Source organism: Amycolatopsis stemonae (assembly GCF_054781455.1).
Genome location: NZ_BAAGUJ010000002.1, coordinates 256,994 through 274,599 on the forward strand (window position 1 = coordinate 256,994; position 17,606 = coordinate 274,599).

The 17,606-nt window shown below is 71.6% G+C and carries 20 protein-coding genes and 1 pseudogene; 13 read left to right on the forward strand and 8 right to left on the reverse strand.

Annotated elements, in window-relative coordinates:
* Positions 1-25: 25 nt before the first annotated feature.
* A pseudogene (locus ACYVLJ_RS07295) lies at positions 26-583 on the forward strand (DUF998 domain-containing protein); the annotation flags it as partial.
* Between the two features lie 87 nt (positions 584-670).
* On the opposite strand, the gene ACYVLJ_RS07300 reads toward ACYVLJ_RS07295, so the two are convergent.
* On the reverse strand, positions 671-1,699 hold the full coding sequence (locus ACYVLJ_RS07300; protein ID WP_460438130.1) for a D-cysteine desulfhydrase family protein: 1,029 nt from the start codon (positions 1,697-1,699) through the stop codon (positions 671-673).
* A gap of 89 nt (positions 1,700-1,788) precedes the next feature.
* Here ACYVLJ_RS07300 and ACYVLJ_RS07305 point away from each other — a divergent pair, with 89 nt between their 5' ends.
* From ACYVLJ_RS07305 to ACYVLJ_RS07315, 3 genes are read left to right on the forward strand one after another with little or no spacing between them, the layout of a single operon-like run.
* Positions 1,789-3,165 (forward strand): amidase, encoded by a 1,377-nt coding sequence (locus tag ACYVLJ_RS07305; RefSeq protein WP_460438131.1) that lies wholly within the window; start codon positions 1,789-1,791, stop codon positions 3,163-3,165.
* The gene (locus tag ACYVLJ_RS07310; RefSeq protein ID WP_451971912.1) at positions 3,132-3,707 is read left to right on the forward strand and encodes a TetR/AcrR family transcriptional regulator; all 576 of its coding nucleotides are present in this window, start codon (positions 3,132-3,134) and stop codon (positions 3,705-3,707) included. Before ACYVLJ_RS07305 ends, ACYVLJ_RS07310 begins: the two co-directional genes overlap by 34 nt.
* The gene (locus tag ACYVLJ_RS07315) at positions 3,707-4,576 is read left to right on the forward strand and encodes an oxygenase MpaB family protein (protein WP_460438132.1); all 870 of its coding nucleotides are present in this window, start codon (positions 3,707-3,709) and stop codon (positions 4,574-4,576) included. Before ACYVLJ_RS07310 ends, ACYVLJ_RS07315 begins: the two co-directional genes overlap by 1 nt.
* Here the strand turns inward: ACYVLJ_RS07315 and ACYVLJ_RS07320 are convergent.
* On the reverse strand, positions 4,557-5,111 hold the full coding sequence (locus ACYVLJ_RS07320) for a CGNR zinc finger domain-containing protein (protein ID WP_451971906.1): 555 nt from the start codon (positions 5,109-5,111) through the stop codon (positions 4,557-4,559). The two genes, ACYVLJ_RS07315 and ACYVLJ_RS07320, sit on opposite strands and share 20 nt — an antisense overlap.
* Before the next feature lie 53 nt (positions 5,112-5,164).
* On the opposite strand from ACYVLJ_RS07320, the gene ACYVLJ_RS07325 reads away from it, so the two are divergent.
* The 5 genes from ACYVLJ_RS07325 to ACYVLJ_RS07345 all read left to right on the forward strand — a co-directional run bounded on the left by ACYVLJ_RS07325 (position 5,165) and on the right by ACYVLJ_RS07345 (position 9,600).
* Positions 5,165-6,019 carry an alpha/beta fold hydrolase gene (locus ACYVLJ_RS07325; RefSeq protein ID WP_451971903.1) on the forward strand — a complete coding sequence of 285 codons (855 nt, stop codon included), beginning with the start codon at positions 5,165-5,167 and terminating at the stop codon, positions 6,017-6,019.
* Positions 6,020-6,115: 96 nt separating this feature from the next.
* A complete protein-coding gene (locus ACYVLJ_RS07330) occupies positions 6,116-7,513 on the forward strand; it encodes a hypothetical protein (RefSeq protein ID WP_460438133.1) in 1,398 nt (465 codons plus the stop codon).
* Positions 7,510-7,902: a FixH family protein gene (locus ACYVLJ_RS07335; RefSeq protein WP_460438134.1), complete on the forward strand. Its 393-nt coding sequence runs from the start codon at positions 7,510-7,512 to the stop codon at positions 7,900-7,902. Before ACYVLJ_RS07330 ends, ACYVLJ_RS07335 begins: the two co-directional genes overlap by 4 nt.
* Positions 7,903-7,919: 17 nt before the next feature.
* Positions 7,920-9,062: a hypothetical protein gene (locus tag ACYVLJ_RS07340; RefSeq protein WP_460438135.1), complete on the forward strand. Its 1,143-nt coding sequence runs from the start codon at positions 7,920-7,922 to the stop codon at positions 9,060-9,062.
* The gene (locus ACYVLJ_RS07345) at positions 9,055-9,600 is read left to right on the forward strand and encodes a hypothetical protein (protein ID WP_460438136.1); all 546 of its coding nucleotides are present in this window, start codon (positions 9,055-9,057) and stop codon (positions 9,598-9,600) included. Before ACYVLJ_RS07340 ends, ACYVLJ_RS07345 begins: the two co-directional genes overlap by 8 nt.
* Positions 9,601-9,730: 130 nt before the next feature.
* Here ACYVLJ_RS07345 and ACYVLJ_RS07350 read toward each other — a convergent pair whose 3' ends face one another.
* Positions 9,731-9,985 (reverse strand): DUF397 domain-containing protein, encoded by a 255-nt coding sequence (locus ACYVLJ_RS07350; RefSeq protein ID WP_451971889.1) that lies wholly within the window; start codon positions 9,983-9,985, stop codon positions 9,731-9,733.
* 285 nt (positions 9,986-10,270) lie between these two features.
* Between ACYVLJ_RS07350 and ACYVLJ_RS07355 the strand changes: the two genes are divergently transcribed.
* A complete protein-coding gene (locus ACYVLJ_RS07355; RefSeq protein ID WP_460438137.1) occupies positions 10,271-10,540 on the forward strand; it encodes a hypothetical protein in 270 nt (89 codons plus the stop codon).
* A gap of 3 nt (positions 10,541-10,543) precedes the next feature.
* The gene (locus tag ACYVLJ_RS07360) at positions 10,544-10,798 is read left to right on the forward strand and encodes a hypothetical protein (RefSeq protein ID WP_460438138.1); all 255 of its coding nucleotides are present in this window, start codon (positions 10,544-10,546) and stop codon (positions 10,796-10,798) included.
* A 69-nt stretch (positions 10,799-10,867) separates the two neighbouring features.
* On the opposite strand, the gene ACYVLJ_RS07365 is transcribed toward ACYVLJ_RS07360, so the two are convergent.
* The 4 genes from ACYVLJ_RS07365 to ACYVLJ_RS07380 all read right to left on the reverse strand — a co-directional run bounded on the left by ACYVLJ_RS07365 (position 10,868) and on the right by ACYVLJ_RS07380 (position 14,094).
* A complete protein-coding gene (locus ACYVLJ_RS07365; RefSeq protein WP_460438139.1) occupies positions 10,868-11,473 on the reverse strand; it encodes a class I SAM-dependent methyltransferase in 606 nt (201 codons plus the stop codon).
* On the reverse strand, positions 11,470-12,318 hold the full coding sequence (locus tag ACYVLJ_RS07370; protein WP_451971878.1) for an SAM-dependent methyltransferase: 849 nt from the start codon (positions 12,316-12,318) through the stop codon (positions 11,470-11,472). The genes ACYVLJ_RS07365 and ACYVLJ_RS07370 overlap by 4 nt, the downstream gene beginning before the upstream one ends.
* Positions 12,315-13,142 carry a class I SAM-dependent methyltransferase gene (locus ACYVLJ_RS07375; RefSeq protein WP_460438615.1) on the reverse strand — a complete coding sequence of 276 codons (828 nt, stop codon included), beginning with the start codon at positions 13,140-13,142 and terminating at the stop codon, positions 12,315-12,317. Before ACYVLJ_RS07375 ends, ACYVLJ_RS07370 begins: the two co-directional genes overlap by 4 nt.
* 88 nt (positions 13,143-13,230) lie before the next feature.
* On the reverse strand, positions 13,231-14,094 hold the full coding sequence (locus ACYVLJ_RS07380; RefSeq protein WP_155548665.1) for a helix-turn-helix domain-containing protein: 864 nt from the start codon (positions 14,092-14,094) through the stop codon (positions 13,231-13,233).
* A 235-nt stretch (positions 14,095-14,329) separates the two neighbouring features.
* On the opposite strand from ACYVLJ_RS07380, the gene ACYVLJ_RS07385 reads away from it, so the two are divergent.
* Together ACYVLJ_RS07385 and gndA are read left to right on the forward strand one after the other, a co-directional pair.
* Positions 14,330-15,250, forward strand: coding sequence for an MBL fold metallo-hydrolase (locus tag ACYVLJ_RS07385; RefSeq protein WP_460438140.1), 921 nt, complete (start codon positions 14,330-14,332; stop codon positions 15,248-15,250).
* Between the two features lie 64 nt (positions 15,251-15,314).
* A complete protein-coding gene (gene gndA / locus ACYVLJ_RS07390; RefSeq protein ID WP_451971871.1) occupies positions 15,315-16,754 on the forward strand; it encodes an NADP-dependent phosphogluconate dehydrogenase in 1,440 nt (479 codons plus the stop codon).
* Between the two features lie 97 nt (positions 16,755-16,851).
* Here the strand turns inward: gndA and ACYVLJ_RS07395 are convergent, their stop codons facing one another.
* Positions 16,852-17,586, reverse strand: a complete 735-nt coding sequence (locus ACYVLJ_RS07395; protein ID WP_460438141.1) for a Clp protease N-terminal domain-containing protein — start codon at positions 17,584-17,586, stop codon at positions 16,852-16,854.
* Positions 17,587-17,606 lie beyond the last annotated feature (20 nt).

Sequence of the window (17,606 nt, forward strand, 5' to 3'; positions counted from 1 at the left end):
CCCGTTTCCCGAGAACCTGGAGGACATGGGGACGGAACAGGGGAAGCGCACGAGACCGTGGCGGCTCGTGGCGCTGGGCGCGATCGGCTGGGGGCTCTTCACGGCCGTGGTGCTGCACATCATCAGCTCGCGGAACCCGGTGTACGACACGCTGTCGAGCTACACCGTGACCGACCGCGGCGAAGGGATGCTCGCCGCGAGCGTGCTTTCGCTGGCCATCGGCTCGCTGGCGGTGCTCGGCGCGCTGCACGTCGCCGGGGTCCCGCTGTCGCGGACGACCCGGCTGCTGCTCGCGTTGTGGTCGCTCGGGCTCGCGGCGGCCGCCGTGTTCCCGGCGAGCTACCCCGAGGCGCCGGACCCGGTGAGCGGCGAAATCCACCTCTACGCGTGCCTGGTCGCGTTCCTCAGCCTGCCCGGCGCGGCGATCTCGCTGCTGGAACCGTTGCGGGGACGGCAAGAGCGCGTCGCCGTCGTGCGGGCGATCCGGCTGACCGCGGTCGCGTTCGGGCTGTTCGCGCTGAGCTTCGTGTTCGTGCGGCTCAGCGAGGCCGGCGTCGAGCCGTTCCACGCGGTCTCGGACGCGCTCCCGATCGGCGTCACGCAGCGGCTGCTGCTGATCGCCGACGTCGGGCTGCTCTGCACGCTGCTGCGGGTCGCGACCCGGCTGGAGTCAGCCTTCGACGGCCGCCGCGAATTCGGGCGCGTAGCCGTAGAGGCCGGGCATCCCGCCGGTGTGCAGGAACACCACGTGGTCGTCCGGGGCGAAGTGGCCCGCCCAGTCGACCAGCGCGGCGGCCACCTTGCCGGTGTAGACGGGGTCCAGCACGACCCCCTCGGTGCGGCCGAAAAGGCGTAGCGCGTCCCAGACGGCGTCGGTCGGGATGCCGTAGCCGGGGCCGAGCGTCGAGTCGCCCATTTTCGTGTGGGCAAGGGAGGGCGGCTCGACGCCGAGCAGCTTCGCCGCACCGGCGGTGAGCTCGCGCAGGTTCTCGGTGGCTTCGTCGAGCGGGTGGCTGACGCAGGCGATGCCGACGCCGAGGTTTCCGAGGAGCGCGGTGGCCAAGGCCACGCCGGCCGCCGTGCCGCCGCTGGCGTGCGGGACGACCAGGTGGGCCCGCTCGACGCCGCGTTCTTCGAGCTGGTGCGCGAGTTCGCGGGTGGCGCGGACGTAGCCGAGCGCGCCGAGGTCGTTGGAGCCGCCGACGGGGATGGTGGCGACCTTCCGGCCCTCCTGCGCGGCTTCGGCGATGAGGCGGTCGTAGGTTCGGCCGGTCTCCTCGCCGTCGGCACAGACGTGGACCGTCGCGCCGAAGAGCTTGTCCAGCGGCAGGTTCCCGCCGCGCTCGTACGCGTCGCCGTCGCGAGGGACCTTCGCGGTGAGGACGAGTTCGCAGCGCAGGCCGAGCTTCGCGCACGCGGCGGCCGTCTGCCGGCCGTGGTTCGTCTGCAGCGCGCCGAAGGTGACGACCGTGTCGGCGCCGGCCTCGAGCGCGGCGCCGAGGTGGTATTCGAGCTTGCGCAGCTTGTTGCCGCCCGCGCCGAGCGGGTGGACGTCGTCGCGCTTGAGCCAGAGGTTCCGCAGGCCGAGCGCCTCGCCGAGCCGGGGCGCTTCGTGCAACGGCGTCGGCCAGCCACCGAGGTCGACGCGCGGGATCGAGTCGAGGGCGGAGTCGGGGAACCCGGCGAAGTCGAACGTCATCAGCCCACCTTAGAACGCCCGGGGAGTAGCCGGAGACCGTCGGTATCCGGTAACGTTCGTTCGAACGAACGAGAACTCAGGGAGGTGCCATGACCGCCACGAGCCTGGACTTCACCGGTCTCGCCGCGCAGGCCGCGCAGCTCGCCGCCGGGGAGGTCACCTCCGCCGAGCTGACCGCGACCGCGCTCGGCCGCGCCCACGCGAGCCAGCCGACGCTCAACGCGTTCCGGCACCTGCGCGACGACGCCGCGCTCGCCGAAGCCGCCGAGGCGGACGAGCGGCTCACGGCCGGCGACCGGAAACCCCTGCTCGGCGTGCCCGTGGCCATCAAGGACGACGTCGACCTGACCGGCCTCCCCACGTCCTTCGGCTGCCCCGGCGAGTTCCCGGTCGCTACGTCCGACGCGCCCGCCGTCGCGCTGCTGCGCGAAGCCGGCGCCGTCATCATCGGCAAGACCAACACCCCCGAGCTGGGCCAATGGCCGTTCACCGAGGGCCCGGCCTTCGGTGCGACGCGCAACCCGTGGCACACCGGCCACACCCCCGGGGGTTCTTCAGGCGGGAGCGCGGCCGCGGTGGCGTCGGGGGTCATCGCGGCCGCGCTCGGTTCCGACGGCGCCGGTTCGGTGCGCATCCCGGCCGCGTGGACCGGGCTCGTCGGCATCAAGACCCAGCGCGGGCGGATCCCGACCGAAAGCGAGCTGTTCCACGGCCTGACGGTGCTCGGCCCGCTCGCCCGGACCGTCGAGGACGCCGCCCTGCTGCTGGACGTCGTCGCGGACACCGGCACCACGTTCCGGACCGCCGCCGCGCGCGAACCCGGCCGGCTGCGGATCGGGCTGTCGACCCGGATCCCGTTCACCGCGACCAAGACCCGGCTCGACCCGGTCGTCGAGGCGAACGTGCGGCGGCTCGCGGAGTCCCTGGCCGGGCTGGGCCACGAGATCGTCGAGGTCGAGCCGGACTACGGGCTGATCGGCCTGACGTTCCTGCCGCGCTCGCTCACCGGCGTCCGCGACTGGACGTTGCGGGTGCCCGACCGGTCCGGGCTCGACAAGCGCACGCGCAGCAACGCCGGCCACGGGCGGCTGCTCGCCGGGCCCGCGCTGCGCCTCGCCCGCGCCTTCGAGCCGGGCCTGCACCGGCGGATCGGCTCGGTGTTCGGCCGCGTCGACGTCCTGCTGACCCCGACCACCGCCACTCCGCCACCGCCGATCGGCACGTTCGACGGGCTGTCCGGCTGGGAGACCGACCAGGCCATGATCGCCGCCTGCCCGTACGCTTGGCCGTGGAACGTGCTGGGCTGGCCGGGGATCAACGTCCCGGCCGGGCAGACGGCCGGCGGCCTGCCGCTGGGCGCGCAGCTGCTCGGCCCCTCGCACGCCGAGGAGCGGCTGGTTTCGCTCGCCGCGCAACTGGAAGAGGTCGAACGGTGGCCGGAGCGGCATCCCGAGACAAGCTGGTAAGCACCCGGGAAGCCATCCTGCGCGGCGCGCTGACGGTCGTCGGCGAGCACGGCGTCGGCGGCCTGACGAACCGCCGGATCGTCGCCGCGGCCGGTGTCTCGCTCGGCACGTTGACCTACCACTTCCCCAGCCAGACGGCGTTGCTGCGCGAGGCGATGCTGCTGTTCGTCGAGGAGGAGACCGCGAAGCTCGGCGCGATCGTCGACGGCTACCGCGCGGACGGCTTGAGTGTCGAGCAGGCCGCGTCGGTCGTCGAGCACGTGATCGCGCAGCTGCCCTTCGGCGCCGACGAGCTCGGCGCGCACGAGCTGTACCTCCAGTCCGCGCGGGATCCCGAGCTGCACGAGGCTTCTTCGCGCTGTTTCGCGGCGTACGACGAGCTGGCCGTGACGATCCTCGAAGCGCTGGGTGTGCCGGACGCACGCCGGCTGGCCGGGCCGGTCGTCGCGCTGATCGCCGGGCTGCAGCTGCGGCGGCTGGCGACCGGCGAGACGGACACGCCGGTGGCCGAACCGCTGATGATGCTGCTCCGCGGGGCTTGATGGCCCCGCCGGTCGTCCGCGGCACGGCGGCGTGGAGGTACTTCGGCGACTTCCGCGACGGGCTGCTGGCCGGGCAGGTGCTGGTGCTGCAGGTGGCGCACCCGGTCGTCGCGGCGGGCGTGCGCGACCACTCGGACTACACGTCGGGTCCCTGGACGCGCCTGATGCGCACGGGCGCGTCGCTGTCGATCTACGTCTACGGCGGTGCCGCGGGTGCCCGGGTCGAAGCCGCGCGCCTGCGGGACCTGCACCGGTCGTTCACGGGCGTTTCGGACGGACGCCGGTACAGCGCACTGGATCCACTGGCGTACGCGTGGGTGCACGCGACCCTGGTGAAGGTTCCCGTTGACGCGCAACGGTTCTTCGGCCGTCCACTGTCCGGGCCGGAGCTGGCGGAGTACTACGCGCAGATGTGCGACGTCGGCCGGATGCTCGGCGTGCGCGAGCGTGATCTGCCGCCGGACTGGGCGAGTTTCGAGCGGTACTACGACGAGATGGTCGCCGGGTTCGCGGGCAATTCGACGATCGACACGCTCTTCGAGACGATCCGGACGGTGGCGAAACCGGTGCGGTGGCTGCCCGATTCGGCGTGGCGGTGGCACGGCCGGATCCAGATGTTCCTGCTGCGGACGACGTTGCCGCCCGCGCTGCGTGACCGGCTCGGTCTACAGTGGACTCTTCGCGACCAGCAGCGGTTCCTGCGGTTCGCCCGCGTGGTGCGCGTTCTCGCGACGCCGGTCCCGGCCGGGCTGCGGACGGCGCACATGCGGTGGATCGGCAAGCTCAACGTCTGGTTCCGCGCCCATCCCCAGGCCTACCAACGGCTGATCGGCGGTCACGGCCCGGGAGCTACTCCTCACGACCGCTGACCCGGGCGTAGTGGGCGCGGGCCTTGGCGCGGTTGCCGCAGCGGGCCATCGAGCACCACTGGCGGTTCCGCCGCGGCGAGGCGTCGCAGAAGCGCAGCCCGCAGTCGTCCGCCGCGCACACGCGCACCGCGGCGTCGCTCGTCGCCAGGTCGATCGCGTCCGCCGCCAGTGCCGCGAACGCCGCCGCCACCGGGTCCTTCGGCGCGGGGACCTCGCGGCGCAGGCGGCCGTCGGTGACGACCAGCCGCGGCGGGGGCGCCGGCGCCGAGGCCGCCGCGTTGTTCACCAGGTCGACGTCCATCGAGTCCGGCAGGTCGGGAGCCAGCAGCACCCGGTCCACGGCCTCGCGCAACGCCTTCGCGGCCAGCACGTTCCCCGCCGTCACACGCACTTCGCCCGTCGTGAACCCGGCGAGCGCGAGCCACTCCCCCAGCGCGGCGGGCCCGGTCAGCAGCTCGACACCCTCGTCGTGACGCGCGCGCAGCGTGTTGACCAGGTCGAGGCACGGCCGTCCGCCGTCGAAGACCCATTCCATGCCGTCATTCTAACCCTTGAAGACAGTTAGAAGCAGCGGTACCGTCTAACCTTATGAACCGGTTAGAGAAGATGGCCACCGTCGACGGACTCCGGATGCACTACCTCCAGGCCGGCGACGGCCCGCCCCTGTTCCTGCTGCACGGCTGGCCGCAGACTTCGCACTGCTGGCACCAGGTCCTCGGCCCGCTCGCCGAGACGCACACCGTCATCGCCCCCGACCTGCGCGGCTACGGCCGCACCGACAAACCCCGGACCGGCTACGACAAGCGCACCATGGCCGCCGACATCGCGAAACTCGCCGACCACCTCGGCTTCGACCGCACGGCCGTCGTCGGCCACGACCGCGGCGGCCGCGTCGCGCACCGCTGGGCCCTCGACCGCCCGGACCAGGTCGAGCGCCTCGCCGTCCTGGACATCGCCCCGACCCGCGCGATGTGGCAGCGCCTCGACACCGGCGTCGCGAAGGCCTACTGGCACTGGCTCTTCCACCTCCAGCCCGACCTCCCCGAACTCCTCGCGGGCCAGAACATCGCCGCGTACCTGGGTTACTTCTTCGAACGCTGGACCTACCAGCGCCACGGCCTCGCCCCGGACGCCGTCGCCGAGTACGTCCGCGCGTTCTCCCAGCCCGGCGCCCTCCGCGCGGGCTTCGACGACTACCGCGCCTCCTTCCCGGACGACGCCGAACTCGACGACGCCGACTTCGCCGCCGGAAAGCGCGTCACCCAGCCACTTCTCGCGCTCTGGGGCGCGAACGGCCTGCTCGGCACCCTGCCCACGCTCGAAATCTGGCAGGAGTACGGCACGGACGTCACCGGCCGGGCAATCGCCGAGTGCGGCCACTTCCTGCCCGAAGAACAGCCGGAAGAAGTGGTCTCCCACCTGCGGAAGTTCCTGGACCCCTGAGATCCCCGGGGGCGCCGGTCCCCCGCACCGGGGACCGGAGTTCCCTCCCCGCCGTGACGCCCGCCACCCGCGGTCGTGGCTAGGTTCGGACCCACGATGGGGACCAAACCGAAATTCGCGTTGCTGGTGCTGCTGGCCGTCCTGGGGATCGCGGCCGGCGGCGGGACCGCGTACGCCGACGGCGCACCATCCGGCACCGACGTCCAGGTCGCGCAGACACTCGGCGCGCGCGAGCTGACCGTGGTCATCCGCCGGGTCGACGTCACGCCGTCGCCGCTGCGGGTCGACGTCGTGACGCACCAGGGCACCGCGCCCGGCACGCTGCACCTGGCCGTCGCGGCCGAAGGCGTCGTGACGTCGCGGGCCGACGTCGTCCTCGGCGCCACGCCGGGCGTGTACCCGGGGAATCTCCAAGTCGGCAAGCCGGGTCCGTGGGAGCTGTCGCTGGGCGACGGGACCGGGCCCGCGGCGACGATCCCGTTCATCGTGCCCGCGCGGGTCGTGCCACCGTGGGAAAAGGCGACGTACGGCGGTTTCGTCGCGGCGGGCGTCTTCCTGCTGCTCGCCCTCGTGGTGGCGATGCGCGCGAAGCGCACCGCGTTCGCGCTGATCCCGGCGGGCGGCGTGGTCGCGGCGATCGCCGTCGCGGTCACCGGCGCCCTGCTGTCGGCGAGCACGCCCGCGCCGCCCGCGCCCGGCAGCCAGCTCGACCCGACGTTCGACAACGTCACCGATCCTAATGCCAGTTCCCGGTTGTCCACAGTGGACTACTCGCGACCACCGGTGAACCTGGCCGTGCGGGCGGAGGGCGGCGAACTGGCGCTGCACCTCACCGACGGCGCCACCGGGCGGCCGGTCGACGACCTGCTCGTCCACGACAACGCGTTCGTGCACCTGGTGCTCGTCTCGCCGTCCGGGCGGATGAGCCACCTGCACCCGGTGCGCGTCGCGCCCGGCGACTACCGCGTCGGCGTCGCGGATCCCGAACCGGGTACGTACGCCGTCGCCGCGGAACTCGTCCGCCGCGGTGGCGGGGTCCAGCTGGCCCGGTCCACTGTGGACCTGCGGGGCACGGCCGCCCCGGCGCCCGAACCACCCGGCGCCGGACCGCGGACGGTCGACGGCACGCCGGTGGAGCTGAACGTCACCCCGGGCACGCCGACGACGATCACCGCGCACTTCACGACGCAGGACCTCCAGCCGTGGCTGGGCATGCTGGGTCACCTCATCGTCGCCGGGCCGATCACCGGCGAGGTCGGGGCGTCCGCCGCGAAGGCACCCACGTGGGCGCACGTCCACGCCATGGTCCCGCCGGTCGCCGGGCAGGTCGACCGGCCCGACGAGACCGTCGCCGCGTACGGCCCCGACGTCAGCTTCACCTACACCTTCGCCGCCCCCGGCCGGTACCGGATCTGGCTGCAGGCCGAGCGCGGCTACCGCGTGCTCACCGTCCCCGCCGTGCTCGACGTCCCCACGACAGGAGCAGGCCGATGAGACGTCCGACGGTCCTGGTCGCGCTGGTCGCGCTGGTCGTCGCGGCCGGGGCCGCCTGGCTGCTCTGGGGCGGCGGAGGCGCGAAAGCCACCACACAGCAAGCGGTTTCCGGCCCGTACACGGTCCAGTTCTCCGCGGACGAGCCGCGCATCGGCGGCAACACCTTCGCGGTGGCGGTGACCGGACCCGCGCCCGACGCCGTCACGGTCGCGCCGGTCATGGCGCAGATGGGGCACGCGTTCGCCCCGGTGACCGCGGCCCCGGACGGGCCCGGGCGCTTTCGCGCGGCGGACGTCGGGCTGCCGATGGCCGGGCAGTGGGAGATCACAGTGTCCCTGAGCGGACCCGGCGGGCCCGCGCAAGTCGTTTTTCCGTTGTTGGTCAAGTAAAGGAGGAGGTCGGGGGAATGGATCTCACCGCATCCGGGGTCAGGACGGCTTCGGTGGCGAAACAGGCGCGAACGGGGTTGCTGCCGGCGAACGTCGTGCTCGGCGGGTCGCTGCTGTCGCTGGTCGGGCTGACCTGGGACATCCAGTGGCACAGCGACGTCGGGCCGGACACGTTCTTCACGCTGCCGCACCTGTTCCTGTACGCGGGCAGCGCGGTCGTCGGCCTGGCGAGCCTCGCCGTCGTGCTGCTGACGACGGCGGCGCGGCGCGCGGGCCGCCCGATCGACGCGCGGGTCGGCGGGCGCGTGGTCAACGTGTTCGGCAGGACGTTCGCGGCGCCACTGGGTTACCTGGTGTCCGGCGTCGGCGCGGCGACGTTCCTGCTGTACGGCCTGTGGGACCAGTGGTGGCACGGGCTCTACGGCTTCGACGCGGTCATCGACTCGCCGCCGCACATCGGGCTGCTGCTGTCGATCACGGTGTCGCTGATCGGCACGACCGCGGTGTTCGCGGCCGCGCGCGAATACCGCTGGGGCCGGCTCGGCACGCTGGCGTCGCTGACCGTGCTGCTCACGTTCGGGCCGGTGCTGGCCCTGGGCCTGCAGCAGGTGCCGGACGACTACGCCGACGCCGTGGCGATCGGGACGTCGACAGTGGCGGTGCTGCTGGTCGCCGTCGGCGCCGGGTTCCTGCGGCGCCCGGGCGGCGCGGCCGGCACCGCGGCGCTGGTCCTGGTCGTGCAGGGGATCTTCTGGTGGTTCTCGCCGTGGGCCGCGAAGGCGTACGCGGACTTGGTCGATCTTCCGCTGCGGGACGCGATTTCCGGTGTGCCGGAGATGCCGTCGCTGACGCCGCTGGCGTTGCTGCCGGTGGCCGCGCTGATGGAACTGGGGTACCTCGCGGGCCGGCGCCGGGGGTGGCGCGCGGGCCGGGTGTCCGTGGCCGTCGGCGGGATCGCCGGGGTGCTGATCGGGTTGAGCCTGCCGGTGCAGCGCGTCCTGCTCTACTCCGGCGCGCACCTGCCGCCGTCGTGGTACCTGCTGACGACCGCGCTGCTCAGCGGGCTGTTCGGGCTGCTCGGCGGGTTCGCCGGGTGGCGGTTCGGCGGGATGCTCTGCCTGCTGGCGCCCGCGAAGAAGGGGGAAACCGCTGATGCGTAAAGCACTTGTCGCACTGGGCACCGTCGCCGGGCTGCTGTTCGCGACCGCGGCGCCGGCGAACGCCTACGAGCCGGTCAACATCGTGCACACCGAGCACGTGCAGGCCGGGCCGTACGGGCTGACGGTCGGGTTCAGCACCTGGCCGCTGAAGGCCATGCAGTCACTGGACTTCACGTTCATCCCCGACGGCGGGATCGAGGACAAGTCCGGCACGCTCACGATGGTCAACCCGGAGGGTGGCAAGAACCGGACGCAGCCGCTGGTGCGGCACCCGCGCAAGCGCGACGTCTGGGGCCTGGACGTCCGGTCGATGCCACGGCCGGGCGAATGGACGTTCCACTTCACCGTCAACGGCCCGGCGGGCACCGGATCCGGCGACCTGCGCGCGCTGCCGGTGCTGGAACAACCCGGGCCACCGATGGGGCTCAGCTGGGCGATCAGCACGCTGCCGTTGATCGGGCTCGTCGTGCTCGTGGTCATCGCCTGGCGGCGGACCCGCGGCCGGCTGCGCGGGGGTGAGCTTCCGGCAATCGGGTGAGATTCCCCTCACATTCGGCACTCGGCCGTATCCGGGCGGTCGCGGAGGCCTCCTTCCTCACAGCGGGAAGGGGGCCTTCACCATTCAAGGACACGGACGGGTGATCATGATCACCTCCACGGGGGAGGGATCAGGCGGGCAGGTCGAACTGCCCGGCCTTCACGGCGACCAGGAACGCTTCCCATTCGGCGGTGTCGAACACGAAAACGGGGCTGGTCGAGAGCTTGGTGTCGCGGACGCCGATCAGACCTTCGCGCCCGAGGTTGACCTCGACGCAGCTCCCACCGTTGGGCTCGCTGGCGAACGACTTCTCCCAGGCAGCCTCTTCGAACAGGGACACGGCCGTGTTCGGATCGTAATCCGCGAACGACGGATAATCCGCCATGGGTCGTACCTCCGAGGATCGATGGGGGGCGCGGCCGTGACCTGGTCGAAAGTACCCGCTCCCGGCTACTCAGTGTCTCAATGGAGTACGCCGCACGGCCAAGCGGGTGATCAACTAGGTCCGGCCTCGACATGAAGATTATTCCAGGAGTAGGATTAATCGCATCGGCCGGGGCGCTGGTGTCGGTGAATGACTGCCTGCATGCGACGGGCGGTCCCCGAACGCAGGCCACTGGCTGACGACCGACAAAACCACCACCGCAGGACCTCATGGGGGAGGATCAGCGTGATCGTCGAGGACAGCGCGCCACCGAGCGCGCTCGTCGTGGGCAGGCTCGCCAAGGGAACCGCCGGCGAGGCCCGCCGGGTCGTCCACGTCTTCGGACTGGGCGCCGCCCGCAGCACGACCCACCTGGTCCGAACCAAGTGCGGGGAAGCGCTTACCCGTGCCGACGTGGAATGGCTGGTCCCCGGGGCCGGCATGCCGTGCGAACCCTGTCTCGGACTGGCCGGCGGCGAACCCGCCCGGTCACCGCGACGAGAGCTGGGGGTGTAGACGATGGCCGTCCGGCTGAACTCGCTCTTCCGCCGCGAGGAAGAAGAGCACCGTGGCCGCCGGGGAATCGGGAACGAGCTGCGGAACCGCTTCGGCTTCAGCCTGATCCAGGCGCCCCTGCGCAAGACGACGACGTGGGCCGCCGACCAGGACCTCCCGCTGCGGCACTACTCCGACGGCGTCCGCACCACCCGCCCGCTGGAGACCGCGATCGACCTGACGCCGTTGCTGCGCGGCCGGCTCGGCTCGCGCGTCTGAGCGCCTGACTGCCCCACCACCACAAGAGCCCCGGTTCCCTGATGGGACCGGGGCTCTCGCCGCGTCGGGCTACGGTTTCCGCAGCAGCAGCCGTCCTTGGCGGAACGGGCGCTCCCCCTCGACGGGCTCGCGGTACATCCGGCCCACCTCGGCGAGCCCCGCCGAGGCCGCGATGCGCATCAGTTCGTCGAGAGGCCACCGGTAAGCCGTCGTGACCTTGTGGTCGAACTCCGAGACCGGGCCGTCGCCGGCTTCGAAGAAGCCCAACAGAACGTGACCGCCGGGCGCCAACGTCCGGGTGAATTCGGCGAAGTACCCCGGCACCTCCGACGGTGGCGTGTGGATCACCGAATACCACGACAGGATCCCGGCGAGCGACGCGTCGGGGAGGTCCAGGGCCGCCATCGAACCCACTTCGAACCGCAGGTCCGGAAGCGCCGCGCGCGCCAGGGAAACCATCTCCGGCGACACGTCGACGCCGAACGCGTCGAGGCCCAGCTTCACGAGGTGCGCCGTCAGGTGGCCGGGTCCGCAGCCGAGATCGGCGACCGGGCCGCGGCCGCGCACGAAGTCCGCGAACGCGGTCCACGCGGCCCGGTCCAGCGGGTCGCCGTCCCAGATGCCGCGGACGAACTCCGCGTACTGGACGGCGACCGCGTCGTAAGCCGCCGTCACGGTTTGCGGCCGAGGCCGCAGATGTGGCCGACGAAGGCCGGGTCGTTCGCGAGCTTCTTCGTGGCCTTGGACTCCATCTCCTCGGGGTGCCACTCCGGGAGGTAGACGATGCCGGGCTCGACCAGTTCCAGGCCCTCGAAGAACTCCGTGAACTCCGCGCGCGACCGCAGGTGCAGCGGCGTGCTCGACTTGTTGTACTGCGCCATGATCGACTCGCGGCTCTCCGAGTCGGCCATGTTCTCCAGGCCGTCGCTCGTCAGGTGCGAGGACAGGAAGTACGAGCCGGAAGGCAGCAGCGACAGGTACTTCTGGATGGTCTGGGCCACCGGCTCGTCCTCGCCGAGGAAGTACAGGACGCCGACGATGATCAGCCCGATCGGCCGGTTCGGGTCGAGGACGCCGGTGTCGAGGGCGCGCTTCCAGATGTCGGCCGGGTCGCGCAGGTCGCCCTGCAGCACCGCGTGCCGGTCGGCGACGCCCTCCTTCTCCAGCAGGATCTGCGAGTGCGCCACGGCGACCGGCTCGTTGTCGACGTACACGCACCGCGCGTCCGGGTTCACCGACGCCGCGACCTCGTGCACGTTGCCGACCGTCGGCACGCCCGAGCCGAGGTCGAGGAACTGGTCGATGCCGTTGCGCGCCAGGTACCGGACCCCGCGGCCGAGGAAGTCACGGCCGACGCGCGCGACGGTCTTGATCATCGGGAACGTCTTGACGGCCTGCTCGCCGAACTGCCGGTCGATGGCCCAGTTGGCGTCGCCGCCCAGGAACCAGTCGTAGATGCGCGCGGCGTTCGGGCGTTCGAGGTCGACGCCTTCCGGGGCTTCGGGGTCCTGCGTGGTCATGGGCTTCCTCCAGGCTTGCGGCCGACACCGCCGACCACGCTCGCGAGGGGGACCGTGGCGGCGCCGGGCTCGGGACGCCACTCTCCCACAGGCACGATCCCCGGCTCGACGACGTCGAAGTTACCGAAGAACGCGGCGATCTCGTCGAGCGACCGGGAAACCGCCGGCGAGCTCGACCGCTCGGACAGCTTCACGAGCCGCCGGATCTGCGCCAGCTCGTCCCCCTCGACGCCGGACTCGGTCGCGTGCGAAAGGACGTACGCGGACCCGGGTGCCAGCAGCGTCCGGTAGTCGCGGATCGCTTCGCGCACGCCCGTGACGTCCGGCAGGAAGTGCAGCACGGCCACGCTGAGCAGGCAGATCGGCCGGTCGGGGTCGAGGACGCCGGTGGCGAGCGCCGCGTCCCAGACCTCCTGGGCATCGCGCAGGTCGGCGTGCAGGACGGCGTGGCGCCCGGGGTCGCCTTCCTCGTCGAGCAGGATCCGCCCGTGCGCGACGGCGACCGGCTCGTTGTCGACGTACACGCAGCGGCTGTCGTCGGCGTACTCGTCGGCGACCTCGTGCACGTTGCCGGCGGTCGGGATGCCGGAACCGAGGTCCAGGAACTGGGTGATGCCCAGGGAAACGCAGAACCGCACGGCCCGGCCGAGGAAGTCGCGGTTGCTCCGGGCGAGCGTCTTCGCCAGCGGGAAGGCCTGCACCGCCTGCTCGCCGTACTGGCGGTCGACGGCCCAGTTCGCGGTGCCGCCGAGCGCCCAGTCGTAGATCCTCGCCACGTTCGGCCGGTCGAGGTCGACCGCTTCGGGGAGGAAGTCGGGGTCCACGATCTTCACTTCCGGTGGATTCCAGCGCAACAGACCGACTCTACCGAAAGTTGTTCACTGCCCGGGACACCTCGGGCCGCCGTTCGCCCTATTGGAGCTGCTGCATCTGGCCGCGGTAACCCTCCGCAAGCTCCTTGAGGAACTGGCGGGTCTCTTGCCGCTCCAATGCCGCACCCCGCAGCCGGTCCCACGAGTCGACGAAGATGTTGAAGTCCTTGACGTCGTCGAGGTACAGCCCGCCGGCCGAGTGCTCGATGTAGACGAAGTCCCGGGTGCGGTCCGGGAACCGCATGATCGTGAAGTCGTTGGGCACCGCGGCCAGCCGCGCGCCGAAGGGCAGCACGTGCACGTAGACGCGGGGGTGGCGCTCCAGCGAGAGCAGGTGCTCGACCTGGTCCAGCATCACCGCGGGCGCGTACCCGCCGGGCGCCCGGCGCAACGCGCCTTCACTGATGATGAACCGGTAGTAGGGCGGCTGCTGCTGCTCGAACACGGCCTTGCGGTCGAGCCGGTTGCGCACCAGGGACGTCACGTCCGTCGCGCCGGCCTCGGTGAACTGCTTGAGCATGTAGTGCTCGGACTGCAGCGGGCCCGGGATGCGCTCGCCGTGCCAGGTGAGGATCTCCGCGGCCGCGGGTTCCAGGTCGGTGAAGGTGCGGAACCAGTGCGGCACCACCGAGCGGTAGCCGGACCAGTGGCCGCGCTGCCCGGCGGCGGCGCGCGCCAGGTTCATCAGCGTGTCGGCCTCTTCGCCGTTGATCCCGAACGCGTTCAGCATCGATCGCACATCCCCGAGCTTCACCCCGACGGCACCGGACTCGATCTTGTTGACCTTGCCCTGGGTGCAGCCGAGGACTTCGGCGACCTGCTGCTGCGTCATCCGCGCCGCGGTCCGAGCGTGCCGGAGCTCGTTCCCGAGCTGCTTCCGGCGCGAGGTGACGGTGCTGGCCATCGCCCTGCTCTCCCGGACCACTACCAAGCAACGGCGGCCACCGGCCGCCGTCGCACGCGAACTATCGAACCCACCCAGGTTAGTGCTTCACCTTGCGGATCTCGATGATGACATCGCGCAGCGTTCCAGGAAATGTCGCGGAATGCCAGTCACTGCGGTCTTCACTCGCCTGGACCAGCGGATTCGTGACCTTTCGGCCAACCGGCGGGCAGCGGAGGAGGGCATAGTGGGGCGCGTGACCGATCGCTCGCCCTCCGCCGCCGCCGTCACCCGGCTGGCCGACCAGGCCCAGGCGTACGTCCAGCCGGACGGCTCCTGGTACATCAACAACTGCGGGTTCGTCGACGCCGGCGGCCACACCGTCCTCATCGACACGTGCTCGACCGAGCGCCGCACGCGCGCGCTGCTCGACGCCGTCGAGGCCGCCACCGGGAGCCCGGTGACGACCCTGGTGAACACCCACCACCACGGCGACCACACCAACGGCAACTACCTCGTCACCGGCGCGACCGTGATCGGCCACCGCAAGACGCGGGAGCTGATGGTCGCCGAGGGCATCCAGACCTACGAAGGCGTCTTCACCGGCAGCGAGTGGGGCGAGCTGCGGTCGCGGCCGCCGGAGGTCGTGTTCGACGACCGGCTGACCGTGCACGCCGGCGACGTCACCCTCGAGCTGATCCACCCCGGCCACGCGGCCCACACCACCAACGACGTCCTGGTCTGGCTGCCCGAGCAGCGCGTGCTGTACGCCGGCGACCTGGTGTTCAACGGCGGCAGCCCGTTCGCGCTGATGGGCTCGGTGGCCGGCTGGCGCGCCGGGCTGGACGTCATCCGCGAACTCCAGCCGGACGTGATCCTGCCCGGGCACGGTGGTCCGTGCGGGCTCGACGTGGTGGAGACCGTCGACCGGTACCTGGCCTTCGTGCAGGAGACGGCGAAGCGCGGGAAGGCCGCCGGCCGGTCGCCGCTCGAGCAGGCGAAGGAGACGGACCTCGGCGAGTTCGCGTCGATGACCGAGCAGGAGCGGCTGCCGGGCAACCTGCACCGCGCGTACGCCGAGCTGGACGGCGCCGGGTGGGGCGCGCCGATCGACCTCGCCGCGGCCGTGCTGGACATGGTCGCGATCAACCGCGGCCCGATCCGCTGCTTCTCCTGAACTTGCGGCACCCGCTCGCCGTGGGACTACTGTCTGAATCGAGAGAGTCTTCGGAAGGATGCGGATGAGCAAGAAGGCGAGCATCGGGGTCACCGGGCTGGCGGTCATGGGCCGCAACCTGGCCCGCAACCTGGCGCGGCACGGGCACACGGTGGCCCTGCACAACCGGTCCGAGGAGCGGACCCGCGCGCTGGTGGAGCAGTTCGGCGACGAGGGCGACTTCATCCCGGCGTACTCGGCGCAGGCGTTCGTCGACGCGCTGGAGCGGCCCCGGCAGGTCGTGATCATGGTCAAGGCGGGCGACCCGACGGACGCCGTCATCGAGGAGTTCGCGCCGCTGCTCGAAGAGGGCGACGTGATCATCGACGCCGGAAACGCGCACTTCGCCGACACGCGCCGCCGCGAGAAGGCGCTGCGCGAGCGTGGCCTGCACTTCGTCGGCAGTGGCGTCTCCGGCGGCGAAGAAGGCGCCCTGCACGGGCCGAGCATCATGCCCGGCGGCTCGAAGGAGTCGTACGAGTCGCTCGGCCCGCTGTTCGAGGACATCTCGGCGAAGGTCGACGGCGAGCCGTGCTGCACGCACATCGGCGCGGACGGCGCCGGCCACTTCGTCAAAATGGTGCACAACGGCATCGAGTACGCCGACATGCAGCTGATCGCGGAGTCGTTCGACCTGCTGCGCCACGCGGGCGGCTACGCCCCCGCCGAGATCGCCGACGTGTTCCGCACGTGGAACACCGGCCGGCTCGACTCCTACCTGATCGAGATCACCGCCGAGGTGCTGGCGCACGTCGACAAGGCGACCGGCAAGCCGTTCGTCGACGTCGTCGAGGACGCCGCCGAGCAGAAGGGCACCGGCCGCTGGACGGTGCAGATCGGCCTCGACCTCGGCGTCCCGATCTCGGGCATCGCCGAAGCCGTCTTCGCGCGTTCGCTGTCCGGGTCGAAGCCGCTGCGCGCGGCGGCCCGCGGCCTGGGTGGGCCGTCGGCGGCGCCGCTGTCGGGATCCTCGCTGGAGCGATTCGCGGACGACGTCGAGCAGGCGCTGTACGCGTCGAAGGTCGTCGCGTACGCGCAGGGCTTCAACCAGATCCAGGCCGGCGCGACGGAGTACGGCTGGGACATCGACCTGGGCAAGGTCGCCTCGATCTGGCGCGGCGGCTGCATCATCCGCGCGAAGTTCCTCAACGACATCACCTCGGCCTACGCCGACGAGCCCGCGCTGCCGACGCTGCTGACGTCGGGCGGCTTCCGCAAGGCGGTCGAGGACGCGCAGGACTCGTGGCGGTCGGTCATCTCGACGGCGGTCCGGCTCGGCATCCCGACGCCGGGCTTCTCGACGGCGCTGGCCTACTACGACGGCCTCCGCGCCGACCGCCTCCCGGCCGCGCTCGTGCAGGGCCAGCGGGACTTCTTCGGCGCCCACACCTACCGCCGCGTGGACCGCGAAGGCTCGTTCCACACGGCCTGGGCCGCCGACGGCCGCCCGGAATCCGAAGCCTGAGTGTTGTGCTGCTCTGATCGGGGAGACCCCCTGGTCCTTCCCGATCAGAGCAGCGTCACCAGCACCACCGCCAGGAGCGCCGCGGCCAGCAGCACCCTCATCCCCGGGCGGCGAGGATTTCCGCCAGCACCTCCTGGATCTTGGCCTCGGCCTTGTCCTTCTTGACGCCCAGGCCGTCGAGCACCTCGAACCCGGCGCCTTCGCGTTGTTCCAGCACTGCCAGCAGGATGTGCTCAGTGCCGATGTAGTTGTGCCCGAGCCGCAGGCCCTCGCGCAGGGTCAGCTCGAGGGTCTTCTTCGCGGTGCCGGTGAAGGGCATCGGGTCCGGCGCCGGGACGACCGCCTCGGGCAGCCGCGCCTCGGCGGCCTCCCGCACGGCGTCGAGCGAGACGCCCTGGGCCATGATCGCGCCCGCCGCGAGGGCCGCGGGTTCGGTGAGCAGGCCCAGCACGATGTGCACGGTGTCGATGCCGGGGCTGCCGTGCTCGGCCGCCGCCTTCTGCGCCTCGACCACGACGTGCCGGGCCCGGTCGGTGTAGCGGCCGTAGACGCGTTCGATGGTCCCGCTCGGGTCGCCGCCGGGGTCGACCTTCGGCACGAACCGCTTCTGCGCGGCCTGTTTGGTGACGCCCATGCTCTGGCCGATCTCCGTCCAGGAGGCACCGGAGCGGCGGGCCTGGTCGACGAAGTGGCCGATCAGGTGGTCGGCCACCTCGCCCAGGTGCTCGCCCACGTAGACGGCGTCGGACAGCTGGGCGAGGGCGTCCTTGTCGTTGTTGCTCTTGATCGCGCTGATGAGGTCGTCGAGTTTGACGTTCGCAGGAAGGTCCATGCCGTCAACTGTAGGTTGAC

Coding starts and splice junctions, on each gene's coding strand:
- ACYVLJ_RS07300 (WP_460438130.1), bottom strand. CDS start 1,699: ATGACGTTCGACTTCGCCGGGTTCCCCGACTCCGCCCTCGACTCGATC.
- ACYVLJ_RS07305 (WP_460438131.1), top strand. CDS start 1,789: ATGACCGCCACGAGCCTGGACTTCACCGGTCTCGCCGCGCAGGCCGCG.
- ACYVLJ_RS07315 (WP_460438132.1), top strand. CDS start 3,707: ATGGCCCCGCCGGTCGTCCGCGGCACGGCGGCGTGGAGGTACTTCGGC.
- ACYVLJ_RS07320 (WP_451971906.1), bottom strand. CDS start 5,111: ATGGAATGGGTCTTCGACGGCGGACGGCCGTGCCTCGACCTGGTCAAC.
- ACYVLJ_RS07325 (WP_451971903.1), top strand. CDS start 5,165: ATGAACCGGTTAGAGAAGATGGCCACCGTCGACGGACTCCGGATGCAC.
- ACYVLJ_RS07330 (WP_460438133.1), top strand. CDS start 6,116: ATGGGGACCAAACCGAAATTCGCGTTGCTGGTGCTGCTGGCCGTCCTG.
- ACYVLJ_RS07335 (WP_460438134.1), top strand. CDS start 7,510: ATGAGACGTCCGACGGTCCTGGTCGCGCTGGTCGCGCTGGTCGTCGCG.
- ACYVLJ_RS07340 (WP_460438135.1), top strand. CDS start 7,920: ATGGATCTCACCGCATCCGGGGTCAGGACGGCTTCGGTGGCGAAACAG.
- ACYVLJ_RS07345 (WP_460438136.1), top strand. CDS start 9,055: ATGCGTAAAGCACTTGTCGCACTGGGCACCGTCGCCGGGCTGCTGTTC.
- ACYVLJ_RS07350 (WP_451971889.1), bottom strand. CDS start 9,985: ATGGCGGATTATCCGTCGTTCGCGGATTACGATCCGAACACGGCCGTG.
- ACYVLJ_RS07360 (WP_460438138.1), top strand. CDS start 10,544: ATGGCCGTCCGGCTGAACTCGCTCTTCCGCCGCGAGGAAGAAGAGCAC.
- ACYVLJ_RS07370 (WP_451971878.1), bottom strand. CDS start 12,318: ATGACCACGCAGGACCCCGAAGCCCCGGAAGGCGTCGACCTCGAACGC.
- ACYVLJ_RS07380 (WP_155548665.1), bottom strand. CDS start 14,094: ATGGCCAGCACCGTCACCTCGCGCCGGAAGCAGCTCGGGAACGAGCTC.
- gndA (WP_451971871.1), top strand. CDS start 15,315: ATGAGCAAGAAGGCGAGCATCGGGGTCACCGGGCTGGCGGTCATGGGC.
- ACYVLJ_RS07395 (WP_460438141.1), bottom strand. CDS start 17,586: ATGGACCTTCCTGCGAACGTCAAACTCGACGACCTCATCAGCGCGATC.